Origin of the sequence: Streptomyces africanus, assembly GCF_002150735.1 — a bacterium.
GTDB classification, from domain to species: domain Bacteria; phylum Actinomycetota; class Actinomycetes; order Streptomycetales; family Streptomycetaceae; genus Streptomyces; species Streptomyces africanus.
Window position 1 is genome coordinate 1 of sequence record NZ_MUKA01000379.1, and the last position, 12,069, is coordinate 12,069.

The 12,069-nt window shown below is 71.2% G+C and carries 14 protein-coding genes; 7 read left to right on the plus strand and 7 right to left on the minus strand.

Annotated elements, in window-relative coordinates; genetic code table 11:
- Positions 1–412 (minus strand): sigma-70 factor domain-containing protein (locus CCL05_RS47205; protein WP_279629958.1); only part of this gene is annotated, 412 nt, incomplete at its 3' end.
- A gap of 132 nt (positions 413–544) precedes the next feature.
- Between CCL05_RS47205 and CCL05_RS36610 the strand changes: the two genes are divergently transcribed.
- Both CCL05_RS36610 and CCL05_RS36615 read left to right on the plus strand, forming a co-directional pair.
- Positions 545–997 (plus strand): YbhB/YbcL family Raf kinase inhibitor-like protein, encoded by a 453-nt coding sequence (locus CCL05_RS36610; protein ID WP_086564953.1) that lies wholly within the window; start codon positions 545–547, stop codon positions 995–997.
- 154 nt (positions 998–1,151) lie between these two features.
- Positions 1,152–2,420 (plus strand): MFS transporter, encoded by a 1,269-nt coding sequence (locus tag CCL05_RS36615; RefSeq protein WP_086564954.1) that lies wholly within the window; start codon positions 1,152–1,154, stop codon positions 2,418–2,420.
- Positions 2,421–2,484: 64 nt separating this feature from the next.
- Here the strand turns inward: CCL05_RS36615 and CCL05_RS36620 are convergent, their stop codons facing one another.
- The 3 genes from CCL05_RS36620 to CCL05_RS36630 all read right to left on the minus strand — a co-directional run bounded on the left by CCL05_RS36620 (position 2,485) and on the right by CCL05_RS36630 (position 4,856).
- The gene (locus tag CCL05_RS36620; RefSeq protein WP_086564955.1) at positions 2,485–2,913 is read right to left on the minus strand and encodes a VOC family protein; all 429 of its coding nucleotides are present in this window, start codon (positions 2,911–2,913) and stop codon (positions 2,485–2,487) included.
- A 208-nt stretch (positions 2,914–3,121) separates the two neighbouring features.
- Positions 3,122–3,859, minus strand: coding sequence for a class I SAM-dependent methyltransferase (locus CCL05_RS36625; RefSeq protein WP_086564956.1), 738 nt, complete (start codon positions 3,857–3,859; stop codon positions 3,122–3,124).
- Positions 3,860–3,869: 10 nt separating this feature from the next.
- Entirely contained in the window at positions 3,870–4,856 is a 987-nt protein-coding gene (locus CCL05_RS36630; protein ID WP_086564957.1) for an SCO2400 family protein, read from the minus strand.
- A gap of 369 nt (positions 4,857–5,225) precedes the next feature.
- Here CCL05_RS36630 and CCL05_RS36635 point away from each other — a divergent pair, with 369 nt between their 5' ends.
- A complete protein-coding gene (locus CCL05_RS36635; RefSeq protein ID WP_086564958.1) occupies positions 5,226–5,675 on the plus strand; it encodes a spore-associated protein in 450 nt (149 codons plus the stop codon).
- Between the two features lie 112 nt (positions 5,676–5,787).
- Here CCL05_RS36635 and CCL05_RS36640 read toward each other — a convergent pair whose 3' ends face one another.
- Positions 5,788–7,149: an APC family permease gene (locus tag CCL05_RS36640; protein ID WP_086564959.1), complete on the minus strand. Its 1,362-nt coding sequence runs from the start codon at positions 7,147–7,149 to the stop codon at positions 5,788–5,790.
- A gap of 198 nt (positions 7,150–7,347) precedes the next feature.
- Between CCL05_RS36640 and CCL05_RS36645 the strand changes: the two genes are divergently transcribed.
- The gene (locus CCL05_RS36645; RefSeq protein ID WP_086564973.1) at positions 7,348–8,130 is read left to right on the plus strand and encodes a DUF899 family protein; all 783 of its coding nucleotides are present in this window, start codon (positions 7,348–7,350) and stop codon (positions 8,128–8,130) included.
- Positions 8,131–8,134: 4 nt separating this feature from the next.
- Here the strand turns inward: CCL05_RS36645 and CCL05_RS36650 are convergent, their stop codons facing one another.
- Positions 8,135–9,028 carry a helix-turn-helix transcriptional regulator gene (locus tag CCL05_RS36650; RefSeq protein ID WP_086564960.1) on the minus strand — a complete coding sequence of 298 codons (894 nt, stop codon included), beginning with the start codon at positions 9,026–9,028 and terminating at the stop codon, positions 8,135–8,137.
- A 128-nt stretch (positions 9,029–9,156) separates the two neighbouring features.
- On the opposite strand from CCL05_RS36650, the gene CCL05_RS36655 reads away from it, so the two are divergent.
- From CCL05_RS36655 to CCL05_RS36665, 3 genes are all read left to right on the plus strand, one after another.
- Positions 9,157–9,747 carry a non-oxidative hydroxyarylic acid decarboxylases subunit B gene (locus CCL05_RS36655; RefSeq protein WP_086564961.1) on the plus strand — a complete coding sequence of 197 codons (591 nt, stop codon included), beginning with the start codon at positions 9,157–9,159 and terminating at the stop codon, positions 9,745–9,747.
- Between the two features lie 69 nt (positions 9,748–9,816).
- Positions 9,817–11,241 carry a non-oxidative hydroxyarylic acid decarboxylases subunit C gene (locus CCL05_RS36660; protein ID WP_086564962.1) on the plus strand — a complete coding sequence of 475 codons (1,425 nt, stop codon included), beginning with the start codon at positions 9,817–9,819 and terminating at the stop codon, positions 11,239–11,241.
- A gap of 36 nt (positions 11,242–11,277) precedes the next feature.
- Positions 11,278–11,523 carry a non-oxidative hydroxyarylic acid decarboxylases subunit D gene (locus tag CCL05_RS36665; protein ID WP_086564963.1) on the plus strand — a complete coding sequence of 82 codons (246 nt, stop codon included), beginning with the start codon at positions 11,278–11,280 and terminating at the stop codon, positions 11,521–11,523.
- A gap of 2 nt (positions 11,524–11,525) precedes the next feature.
- Here CCL05_RS36665 and CCL05_RS36670 read toward each other — a convergent pair whose 3' ends face one another.
- On the minus strand, positions 11,526–12,065 hold the full coding sequence (locus CCL05_RS36670) for a phenolic acid decarboxylase (protein ID WP_086564964.1): 540 nt from the start codon (positions 12,063–12,065) through the stop codon (positions 11,526–11,528).
- Positions 12,066–12,069: the final 4 nt, after the last annotated feature.

Sequence of the window (12,069 nt, forward strand, 5' to 3'; positions counted from 1 at the left end):
CCAGGTTGCCCTCCTGGATGACGTCCAGCAGGGGCAGCCCCCGGTGGGCGTGCCGTTTGGCCATCGACACGACGAGCCGGAGGTTGGCCCGGACCATGTGGTCCTTGGCGGCCTGCCCGTCCCGTGCGGTCTCCTCCAGCTCTCCCCGCCGCTCCGGCGCGAGGTCGAGCTCACCGGCATCGGCCCGTTCCAGTTCCTCCAGCGCCCGCACGCCGCCCTCCATCCGCCGCGCCAGCCGGACCTCGTCCTGCGCCGTGAGCAGCGGTGTCGCCGCGATCTGCGCGAGGTACTGGCCGAGGAGGTCGGGCTCCTCGTCGGGCTCGGGGATGCGGTTGCGCAGCCGTGCGGTGCGGGCGGGGGCGCGGCGGTCCTCCCGGGGGTGCGCCGCGGAGTCTTCTGCCAGGGGAGACATCCTTGTGATCCTCCGTCCCCTACCTCTTCCGGCTCGCTGCCTGTTTCCGGCTTCGTCAAGACGGCTCACGGGTACCCGAGGCGGTCCCTCCCGAACCGCATGCCCGGGTCCCGCGGGGGTACCCCGGGGCACATGACCGGCATCGAACTGCGCAGCAACGCGTTCAACGACCACTCCTTCATCGCGCGCCGGTACGCGTACGAGGGACCGAACGTCTCTCCGCCGCTGACCTGGAGCGGCGTACCGGACGACGCGGCCGAGCTGGTCCTGCTCTGCGAGGATCCCGACGCCCCGTCGGGCACCTTCGCGCACTGGGTCGTCGTCGGCATCGACCCGCACAGCGACGGCGTCGAGGCCGGGCACTGCCCGCCGGGCGGCACGGAACTCGTGAACGGCTACGGTCAGCAGGGTTGGGGCGGCCCGCATCCCCCGCCCGGCGACGACGCCCACCACTACTTCTTCCGGCTCTACGCCCTGTCCGAACCGTGCGTCCTGCCCGACGCGCCCCGCCCGGACCAGGTCCACGAGGAGGTCGAGAAGCGCCGTATCGCGGACGGCACGCTGGTGGGTCTCTACCAACGCTGAGACGGCCCACGCGCGGACCGTCCCTCGTCCGTGGCACAACCGACCGTTGTGTCACGGGTGACGGACGGTTGTTTGCCCGGGCGCCCCGCCGCCCGCTTGGATGGCTGCCGGTCAACACCGGGTTGTCCGCGGGAGCTGGGGGTGTGCGCCGGGTATGGCGGGCAGACGGTCGCTGGGGCGGCGGTTCGGGTGGCTGTGGGGCGCGTACGCGGTCAGCACGGCCGGCACATGGCTCGCGTTCGACGCGTTCGCGCTGCTCGCGGTCCTGGTGCTGGACGCCGGTCCGACGCAGGTGTCGCTGCTGGCGGCGGTGGGACCGGCGGTCGGCGCGGCCGTGTCGGTGCCGCTCGGGCCGTGGGTGGAGGTCCGCCGCAAGCGGCCGGTGATGATCGCGACGGACCTGGTCCGGTGCGCGGTGCTGCTGAGCATCCCCGTGGCGTTCGCCCTGGGCCGGCTGGGCTTCGTACAACTGCTGCTGGTGTCGGTGGCCGTCGCGGCGGCCGACATCACCTTCAACGCGGCGGCCGGGGCGTTCCTGAAGGATCTGGTGCCGCGGCGGGACCTGCTCGTCGCGAACGGCCGGTTCGAGGCGACGAACTGGACGGCCAGCATGGTCGGGCCGCCTCTGGGCGGGGCCGCGATCGGGCTGTTCGGTCCGGTGACGACCGTGGTGGCCGACGCGGTGAGCTATCTGCTCTCGGCGTTCGGCCTCCGGGCGATGGGCGGCGAGGAGAAACACCCGGTGCGGCCCGCGGCAGGCGAGGCCCGGCCCCGGGCGGGCGACCTGCTCGACGGCTGGCGGTACATCCTGGCCGACCCGGCGCTGCGCCCGCTCTTCTTCAACACGGTCCTCGCCAACTCCCTGATCATGGCGGCTTCTCCCCCGCTCATGGTCCTGATGGTCGGTGAGCTGCGGTTCGCTCCCTGGCAGTACGCGCTCGCCTTCGCGGTGCCCTGCACGGGCGGTCTGCTCGGCTCACGTCTGGCACCACGGCTCGTCGCGCGGTGGGGCCGGCACCGGGTCATGTTCACGGCGGGGGTGCTGCGGGCGTGCTGGTCGCTCGGGCTGGCCTTCGCCGGTCCCGGCGCGGCCGGGCTGGCGCTGGTCATGGTGGTCGAGTTCGGGCTGATCACCTGCTGTGCCGTGTTCAACCCGGTGTTCGCCACGTACCGTCTGGACCGGACCCCCGCGGACCGGGTCACCCGCACCTTGTCCGCCTGGTCGGCCACCGGCAAGGCCACCACGGCGGCCGTGACCGCCCTGTGGGGCCTGGCGGCCCATCTGACCGGCCCCCGTACGGCCATCGCCCTGGCCGGCGCCTTCCTTCTTCTCACCCCCGTCCTGCTCCCCCGCCGCGACCAGGGACCGCCGGACACCGGCGATCCCGGGCCGGCTCCCCTGGCGCTGAAGGACGGTGCCTGAACAGCCGGTCCGGGGCCGGGAACAGGCAGCCCGGTTTACGAAGTCCCGTTCCCGGCCCGCCGGTTCAGATCGCCCCGGGCACGTCCTCCGTGACGCCGTTCAGCGGCGAGGCAGGGTCCGCGCCGTACGGGCGGGTGATGATCTCCAGGCCGTGGCCCGCCGGGTCGAGGAAGTACACGCCCCGGCCGCCGTCGTTGCGGTTGATCATGCGCGGGTGGTTGCCGTGCGGGTCGGCCTGGATGGGGATCCGGGCCGCGACGAGCCGGGCGAGGGCCTCGTCGAACTCGTCCTCGGAGACGAGGAACGCGTAGTGCTGCATGGGGATGTCGGCGTCGATGGTGAGGAAGTCCAGCGTGACACCGTTGGCGGTCGTCACCGGCAGGAACACCCCGGCCGGTGCCCCGACCTCCAGATCCAGGATCTCCGCGAGAAAGCGGGCGGACTTCTCCCGGTCACGGGACAGGACGATGGTGTGATTGAACTCGACTGACACGGTTGAATGCCTCCACGGGCATCTCCGCGGCACCTCCATGCCTCACCCGGACGGTGACCGACACGCGATGCCGCGCGGTGGATCGTAGACAGAGCCGGCGGTGGTCGTCGAGCGGTTTTCGGCCGTATCGCGCCGCGCACGCCGGGCAGGCCAAGTCCCGCCGCCCGCAATCCAGTTGTTCCGCCCGGCCCTGACAATTGGGCACGCGTCAGCGGGCTGTTCGCTGATGCCGTGCCACGAACACGAACTCCCGGCCCGGCCGGTCGGGCGCGTCGCGCACGTCCTCCACCGCGTAGCCCTGCGCGACGAGTTCCGCCTCGACCTCGTCCCGCTCCCGGAAGCGCAGTGTCGAGTCGGACGTCAGCACCTGCCCGTCCGCGGTGAACACATAGGTCCACCGGAACGTCACCAGCGGCCCGCGCACATCGAGCAGATCGACCCAGGACTCGACGGCGCCGACGCCGGGGACGTCCGTCACGGAGTGTGTGGCCTCGCGGTTCCACTCCTCCCAGGCGCGGCGGGCCGGCACCCGCGTCTCGAACACGAAACGGCCGCCGGGCCGCAGGGCAGCGCGGGCCCCTCGCAGGGTCCTTCGCCAGTCCTCGGGATCGACGACCGCCTGTGCGGCGTTGCCCGTCATCGTGGCGAGGTCGGCGGTCAGGGGCGGAAGGGTCGTCGCATCACCGTGGATCCACCGCACCCGCTCGCCGCCCGGCTTGCCGCGGGCCACGTCCAGGGACGCGCCGGCGGGATCGACGCCGACGACATCGGCACCGCGTTCCGCCAGCAGCAGCGCCAACACCCCCGTGCCGCAGCCGATGTCGAGCACCCGGCGCGCCCCGAACTCCTCCGCCATGCGCAGGTACGGTTCGAGGTCGGCGCGGTCGGGGTCGAGCCGGTCGTAGACCGCGGCGAGCCGCGGATGCCGGAAGCACTCGTCTGCCATGCGTCCGAAGCTACTGGCCCAGGCAGATGACCAGCAGGCAGAGCTCCTTGGAGTCGGAGTCCGAGCCGGAGCCGGAGTTCGAGGGCGGCGTCGCGGACGGGGTGGGGCTCGCCGTGGACGGGGTCGTCTCGGGGGACGTGGCCTGCTGGGAGTCCTTGCCGCTACCGGCCCCGGAAGGGGTCGTCTGCTGCCCGGTCACCGTCGACGTGGACTTGCCGGCACCGCCGGTGACGGTGTCCTGGACGCTCTTCCTCGGCTGCGTCGTCTTCGGCAGTTCGCGGGGCGCCGTGGCCGCGTCCGTCCGCGGGTCCGCCGGCGTGCTGCGGGGAGCGGTGGACCGGGGCTGCTCGCGCTGCGTGGTGCGGTCGGTGTGCGGCGGAGTGGTGGGCGTGGGCGAGGACCGCTGGGTCTCGCGCCGGGTCGACGTCGGTTCGGTGTACGCCGGCGCCCGACCGTCGGCGCCGCCCATGGTCGTGTCCCCGGGCGCCGTGGCCGACGGTATGCCCTGCGACGCGTCGCCCTTCATGGCGGCGACGGTGAGACCGCCTCCGACGAGCGCGACGGCGGTCGCCACCACGGCCCGGCGCTGGTTCTTCTTCCAGCGGGCCATCTGACGGCGCCGTGCCGCGCGCCCCTGTTGCGGGGCCTGGTAGCCGTCGCTCCCGGTGGTGCCTGCGGCGTCGGGTCTGTCGGACGGGTCCGTGGCCGGCGTCTCCTGACCGCCGGACGGGCTGGCACCCAGGGGCTCGCGGCGGCCGCCGGACGATCCGGTGTAGGCGAGGGGCAGCTCGCGCGTGCCGGCACGGTCCGTCTCCCACACGCTGCCGTCGTCCCACACGCTCCCGTCGCGCCATGCGCCGGAGGCGGCCGGGTACTCCCCTGCGGCCGGGCCGGTACGGCCGTGGGCGGCGGGGTCGATGTCCGGGGCGTAGGCGCCGCACCCCGGGCAGACCAAGGCGCCGTTGAGGTGCCTACGGCACGAGGAGCAGTAGTCCATGTGTGGTCTTCCCGATCTGGCTGTGTCGGCGGCTCGCCGGCCGCGGCCTGGTCACGATCGCACGTGGGATCGAGCCGTAACGCTAACGAGACTTTGGAAGGGGGATGTGCAGCATGTGTGACATCCCTGAGCAGATCCTCGGGATCTCGCGTGCACTGTAAGTGACTCGCGAGTAAAGACGCCGAACCCTGGGCATCCTCGGGCACCTGCCGCCGACGACGAGACACCGGCCCCGTCCCGCCGAACGGGATGCGCGCGCTCGCGCCCCCAACTCCCCGGATTTTCCTGCGAACTGACGCACAACCCTTTGAGCGTCCGGCGGGTCACATCATGCAGGAGCAACCACTCGAAGAGTTGCAAGGGGGAAATATGCGATTCACCCGTTCCATCCTGGCCGCGTCGGCCTTGGCGGCGCTGACCGTGGGGACCACGACCGCCCTGGCGTCACCCGCCTCCGCCGCGCCCAACACCACTCCGCAGAAGGTCTGCGGAAGCGCCTACAAGACCGTGAACTCGGCGGCCGTGGGCTCCCTGGGCACGGTCTACCTGACGTACAACGCCGCCAACGGACTCAACTGCGTCACGACCATCCGCAACAACCCGGGCACCGCCGTGGACATGTCCGCGTGGGTCTCCGTGCCCGACACCGAGGAATTCCACGAGGACGCCGGGCTCTTCTCGTCCTTCGCCGGACCGACTTACGTCTACGGCAAGGGCCACTGCGTCGACTGGGGCGGCAGCATCAAGAACGTGTACGTGCAGGTGTACGGCTCCAACTGCGGCGCCCTGAAGGAACACCGGGTCACGTTCACCCGCTGACCTGACCGCCGCGAAACACCCCCCTGCCGGGCCACCACGCTCCCGCCGCCGTCGCGCGGGAGCCGTGGTGGCCCGGTGCGGTTCGCGGCACACCTCCGCGCGGTCGCGCTGCTCACGCCTCGCCGCGTACCTTCAGCACCGCCTTGTTGAGCACCCACAGCCCGATGCCGATGGCCACCAGCACGCCCGCCCGGATGTAGACCTCCGCGGGCCGGTCGGACAACGGGCTGGCCAGGATCAGGGCGGTGATCGCGCCGAGCACCGGCAGGGCGGTCGGCGTACGGAAGTGCCGGTGCTCGACGCGGTCGCGGCGCAGCACGAGGACCGCGATGTTGACCACGGCGAAGACGCACAGCAGGAGGAAGGCCGTGGTGTCGCCGAGTCCCTCGATCTCCCCGGTGGAGACCAGGCCGATGGCCAGGAGCGAGACGAAGACGATGCCGACGACCGGGGTGCGGCGCCGGGGCAGTACCCGGCCCAGGGCCCGCGGCAGGATGCGCTCGTTCGCCATGCCGTAGCAGAGGCGGGAGGCCATCATGATGTTGATCAGTGCCGAGTTGGTGACCGCGAACAGCGCGACGAGGGCGAAGAGCTTGGGCGGGAAGTCGAGCCCGCCGGCCTTGACGACCTCCAGCAGCGGGCCGCTGGAGTCCTCCAGTACGCGGTAGTCGACGAGCAGTGAGGAGACCAGGGCGACCAGGACGTAGATGGTGCCGGTGACGGCGACGCCGGTGAAGATGGCGCGCGGGAACGTCCGCACCGGATCCTTGGTCTCCTCGGCCATGTTGACGGAGTCCTCGAAGCCCACGAAGGCGAAGAATCCCAGGGCCGTCGCCCCCAGCACGCTGGTGAGCAGGGTGTAACCGGTGCCGTCCGCCTGGAACTCGCCGAGCCGGGAGGGTTCGCCGTCACCGGTCAGGACGGCCCAGGCGCCGATCGTGAGGATGACGAGCAGGCCGGTCAGTTCGACCACGGTGAGGACCACGTTGGTCTTCACGGACTCCGACACGCCTCGCAGGTTCAGGGCCGCCAGGGCGAGGATGAACAGGATCGCGACGAGGGTGGACGGGAGGAAGTCCGTGAACTCGGACAGGTAGTCGCCGCTGAACGCGCGGGCCGCCGCGCTCGCCGAGGACAGGCCCGAGCACATGACCATGAAGGCGACGATGAACGTCAGGAACGGGACCTGGAACGCCTTTTGGGTGTAGAGCGCGGCTCCGGCGGCCTTCGGGTACTTGCCGACGAGTTCGACGTACGAGGCGGCTGTGAGGATCGCGACGACGAACCCGATGACGAACGGCAGCCACAGCGCCCCGCCGACCTTGCCCGCGACCTGACCGGTGGTGGCGTAGATGCCGGTGCCGAGGATGTCGCCGATCACGAAGAGAATAAGGAGTTTGGGGCCTATGGCGCGCCGCAGCGGGGTGTCGTCCTCTCTCTCCGCGGCGGCTGCATCCCTGTCGGTTGTGGACACGAAAGCTCCCTGAAGCGTTCGACACGGACCGGAACACCGTGTCCCTGCCCGGAAGACCGGGAGTGATGCCTCGGTGACCAGGCGGGGGTGCCGGGCCCGCCCCGCGATGAGTTTCGGCGGGGCCCGGAGTCTGTTCCGGTGAGCGTCGGACACGACGTCGTGCGACGCTGCCCGGCACCGGACACCACGGAGGACACCATGACGACCGCACCGGACGACCCGACCACCGCACTGCCCGGCCGCCCGCCCGTCGTCGACCCGGCCACCTGGCAGGCCGCCCGTGACGAGCTCCTGGTCCGCGAGAAGGCCCACACCCGCGAGGGCGACGCCATCGCCGCGGCCCGCCGCCGGCTGCCGATGGTGGAGTTCGACGGGACGGTCGAGGTCGTCGGACCCGACGACCCGGTCCCGTTCCTGGACCTGTTCCAGGGCCGCGACGAGCTCGTGGTCTACAAGCACATGTGGTACGACGGCGCGCCCCACCAGGGGCAGTGCGAGGGCTGCACCACCACGGCCTGGCATCTGAAGGACGCCGTCTACCTGGGCGCCCGCGGCGTCTCGTTCGCCGTCCTGACCTCGGGCCGGTGGGACGAGGTGGCCTCCTACGTCGAGTTCATGGGCTACACCCAGCCCTGGTACTCGGTGCGCGGCGTGGACGCGCCGGTCGGCGGAGACATGGGGTACCTCACCTGCTTCCTGCGCGACGGCGACCGCACCTTCCTCACCTACTCCACGACGGGCCGTGGCAACGAGCGGGTCAACGGGTCCCTGGGCCTGCTCGACATGACGCCCTACGGCCGCGGCGAGGCCTGGGAGGACTCCCCCGAGGGCCGGCCGAAGGGGCGCGAGGCGTGCTGGTCCTGGCGCTCGGACGCGGACGGGAACGCCACCTGGGGCCCGACCAGCCGCCCCGTGCCGCAGTGGACCCGCCCCGGCGCGACGCCCGTGGAGACCCTCGGCCGGCAGGGCCACCACCACTGACGACTCACCCCGGGCCGCCCCGGGCCCGGTCGCGGAAGGCTGCCGGGGTCTCCCCGGACCGCTGCCGGAAGAAGCGGGCGAAGGCCGTGGGGCCGGGGAAGCCGACGCGTTCGCCGACGGCGGTGGTGGGCAGGTCGGTGTGGACCAGCAGGCGCTTGGCCTCCAGCAGCACCCGGTCGTCGATCAGGCGCTTGGCGCCGGACCCGGTCACGGCCCGGGTCGCGCGTGTGAGGGTACGCACGCTGTAGCCCAGCTGCCGGGCGTAGTCCTCCACCCGGTGGCTGCGGGCGAAGTCACGCTCCACGGCCTGCCGGAAGCGCCGGTACGCCGCGCTGCCCGCCTCGTCGCCGTCCTGGGCGCCGCGCAGGTGGGCCAGGCGCAGCACGAGGACGGAGAGCAGATGCCGGACCACCTCGATGTGCACGTCCAGGGGCAGTTCGGCGAGCCGGCGGTGCTCGCTCTCCAGCAGGTCCAGGACACGTCGGACGGCCTGCCGCTGGTCGTCGTCCCGGGGCACGAGCGGCTGCCGCGGGGCCGGCTGGTCGACCCGGGCCGCCTCGACCGTGGGGCTGCCGAGGAAGCCGGGCGGGAAGAGCACGACGGTGCCCCGGGCTTCGGCGAGCTCGACGCCGAACTGGAGGATCTGGCCGGGCCGCGCCCAGAGCCAGTCGCCCGCGGACAGCGTGTGGTCGGTGAAGTCCAGTGAGCAGCGCAACGCACCGGAGCGCACCGTGATCAGGTGGTGGAAGGCGGGGCGCAGAGGGGCGAAGGCGTCGACCCCGTGGCCGTGCGCCCGGGCGAGCAGCCCGGCGAAGTCCAGCACCTCCACTCCCGGCGGGGCGCCGACGGAGGGCCGGAACGGGAGGTCGGTGACGTCGTCATGTCCGTTTCTGTTCATAGCCTGTCGCCAGGATAGGCGTTTGAGCCTCGCGAACGCACCTAGCGTGGAGGGGTCGGAGGTGAGCGGTGACCGAAAATGAACTGCACGGTCGCCGTCGCCGCATCGCTGCGAGGGAGCTGACCGCTGTGCGACTGATCGTGGGAATGACGGGCGCGACGGGTGCCGCCTTCGGCGTCCGGCTGCTGGAGAACCTGCGCGAGCTGCCCGGGGTGGAGACCCACCTGGTGCTCTCCCGCTGGGCGCGCACCACCATCGAGCTGGAGACCGGGCTCTCCGTCGCCGAGGTCGGCGCACTGGCCGACGTCACGCACCCGCCCGAGGACCAGGGCGCGACCATCTCCTCGGGCTCCTTCACGACCGACGGCATGGTGATCGTCCCCTGCTCGATGAAGACACTGGCCGGGATCCGGGCCGGCTACGCCGAGGGGCTGGTGGGCCGCGCCGCCGACGTGGTTCTCAAGGAGCGCCGCAAGCTGGTTCTCGTCCCGCGGGAGACCCCGCTGAGCGAGATCCATCTGGAGAACATGCTCGCCCTGGCCCGGCTCGGCGTGCAGCTGGTGCCGCCGATGCCCGCCTTCTACAACCACCCGGCCTCCGTCGACGACATCGTCGACCACATCACCGCCCGCATCCTCGACCAGTTCGAGCTGCCCGCGCCCGCCGCAAAGCGCTGGGAGGGCATGCGCGCCGCCCGTGCCCTGAGGACCGCGGTCTGATCACCGCCCTCCCCCGTCCCACAGACACACCCCTTGACACACCCCGCCGTAGACAAGGACATCCTCGCCATGGCCTATGACGACCTGCGTTCCTTCCTGGAGACCCTCGACAAGGAGGGCCAGCTGCTGCACATCGCCGAGGAGGTGAACCCCGAGCCGGACATCGCCGCAGCCGCCAACGCCGCCCCGCGCCTGGGTGACGCGGCCCCGGCCCTGTACTTCGACAACGTGCGGGGCTTCACCGACGCCCGGATCGCGATGAACGTGCACGGTTCCTGGGCCAATCACGCGCTCGCCCTCGGCCTGCCCAAGGAGACGGGTACCAAGGAGCAGGTCGAGGAGTTCATCCGCCGCTGGGCGGAGTTCCCCGTCGCCCCCGAGCGGCGGGACGACCCGCCGTGGGCCCGGAACACCCAGGAGGGCGACGACGTCGACATCTTCCAGGTGCTTCCGCTGATCCGGCTCAACGACGGCGACGGCGGCTTCTACATCGACAAGGCGGCGGTCGTCTCCAAGGACCCGGAGGACCCCGAGCACTCCGGCAAGCAGAACGTCGGGATCTACCGCATCCAGGTCAAGGGCAAGCGCAAGCTCGCCCTCCAGCCGGTCCCCATGCACGACATCGCCCAGCATCTGCGCAAGGCCGAGGAGACCGGCGAGGACCTGCCCGTCGCCATCACCATCGGCAACGACCCGGTCATCTCCATCGTGGCGTCGACGCCGATGAAGTACGACGAGAACGAGTACGAGCTGGCCGGTGCGCTGCGCGGTGCCCCGGCGCCGATCGCCGAGGCCCCTCTGACCGGGCTGCCCGTGCCGTGGGGGTCGGAGGTCGTCATCGAGGGCGTGATCGAGGGCCGCAAGCGGGAGATCGAAGGCCCCTTCGGAGAGTTCACCGGTCACTACTCAGGCGGCCGCAACATGACCGTCATCCGCATCGACCGGATCTCCTACCGCACGGACCCGATCTTCGAACACCTCTACCTCGGCATGCCGTGGACCGAGGTCGACTACCTGATCGCCGCGAGCACCTGTGTGCCGCTGTACGAGCAGCTCAAGAAGGACTTTCCCGAGGTCCAGGCCGTCAACGCCATGTACACCCACGGGATGGTCGTCATCGTCTCGACGAAGAAGCGCTACGGCGGCTTCGCCAAGGCCGTCGGCACGCGCGTGCTCACCACCGCGCACGGCCTCGGCTACGCCGCCACGGTCATCGTGGTCGACGAGGATGTCGACCCTTTCAACCTTCCGCAGGTGATGTGGGCGCTGTCCACGAAGATGAACCCGTCCGGCGACCTGATCACCCTCCCCAACCTGCCCGTGCTGGAGCTGGCCCCGCAGGCGCAGTCCCCGGGCATCGTCGACAAGCTCGTCATCGACGCCACCACCCCCGTCGAGCCCGACCGCCGCGGCAACTACAGCACCCAGGTCCACGACCTGCCCGAGGCCGCCGAGTGGCTCACCCGGCTGCAGCGGCTCGCCGCCCGCCGCTGACCACCGCCCGACCAACCCCCGGAAAGGACACCGGCCATGGCCGACCCGACCGCCACCATCTGCCCCCGCTGTGCCCACCAGAGCGTCGACCTGGTCTTCAGCTCGCCCGTCCCGGGTGTCTGGGACGTGTTGCAGTGCCCGCGGTGCCTGTACATGTGGCGTACGAGCGAGCCCGACCGCCGCACCCGGCGCGAGGCGTACCCCGAGCCGTTCCGGATGACCGCCGAGGACATCCGCAATGCTCCCGAGGTACCCGCCGTCCCGCCGCTGAGGACGCCCTGAGCTCAGTTGGTGCGGTCGGACCAGCCCTGCGGGAGGTCTCCGGGGGCCGTGGAGACGACCGTGTCGTCGTCGGGGCCGACGTACTCGAAGAGCGTGATCTTGGCGAATTCCGGGACGACGTAGATCGGATAGGTCGGGCCCTCGTCGCGGTACTTGCGCATCTCGTCGAGGTGGTCGTTCTGGTAGACGACGGTGCGTTCACCGTGTTCCTCCACCCAGCGCGGGAAGAAGATCACGCCGTGCAGCCGGCGCTTGCCGGGCATGACGTTGACGGAGACCGACGTCCCGGTGGGCTCGTTCCAGGAGACCTTGTAGTGGTCGTCGTCCAGTTGGACGAGGTCGACCGGCTGGTCCTTGACCCAGCGGCCGCCCACCATGCCGGAGTGGATCCGGTAGTCGATGGTGGTCGGGTTCTTCACGTACATCTCGTACTGCCAGCCGTTGGCGTAGGTGTAGATGAAGCGGTGGCCGACGATCCCGGCGAGCTCCTGCGCGGGGACAGGGTTCTCGACGGTGGTCACGTGTGCTCCGTTGCTGGCCATGGTG

Bases quoted from the DNA above. Each gene is read 5' to 3' on its own strand.
- CCL05_RS36610 (WP_086564953.1), top strand. From the start codon at position 545: ATGACCGGCATCGAACTGCGCAGCAACGCGTTCAACGACCACTCCTTC.
- CCL05_RS36615 (WP_086564954.1), top strand. From the start codon at position 1,152: ATGGCGGGCAGACGGTCGCTGGGGCGGCGGTTCGGGTGGCTGTGGGGC.
- CCL05_RS36625 (WP_086564956.1), bottom strand. From the start codon at position 3,859: ATGGCAGACGAGTGCTTCCGGCATCCGCGGCTCGCCGCGGTCTACGAC.
- CCL05_RS36630 (WP_086564957.1), bottom strand. From the start codon at position 4,856: ATGGACTACTGCTCCTCGTGCCGTAGGCACCTCAACGGCGCCTTGGTC.
- CCL05_RS36635 (WP_086564958.1), top strand. From the start codon at position 5,226: ATGCGATTCACCCGTTCCATCCTGGCCGCGTCGGCCTTGGCGGCGCTG.
- CCL05_RS36645 (WP_086564973.1), top strand. From the start codon at position 7,348: ATGACGACCGCACCGGACGACCCGACCACCGCACTGCCCGGCCGCCCG.
- CCL05_RS36650 (WP_086564960.1), bottom strand. From the start codon at position 9,028: ATGAACAGAAACGGACATGACGACGTCACCGACCTCCCGTTCCGGCCC.
- CCL05_RS36660 (WP_086564962.1), top strand. From the start codon at position 9,817: ATGGCCTATGACGACCTGCGTTCCTTCCTGGAGACCCTCGACAAGGAG.
- CCL05_RS36665 (WP_086564963.1), top strand. From the start codon at position 11,278: ATGGCCGACCCGACCGCCACCATCTGCCCCCGCTGTGCCCACCAGAGC.
- CCL05_RS36670 (WP_086564964.1), bottom strand. From the start codon at position 12,065: ATGGCCAGCAACGGAGCACACGTGACCACCGTCGAGAACCCTGTCCCC.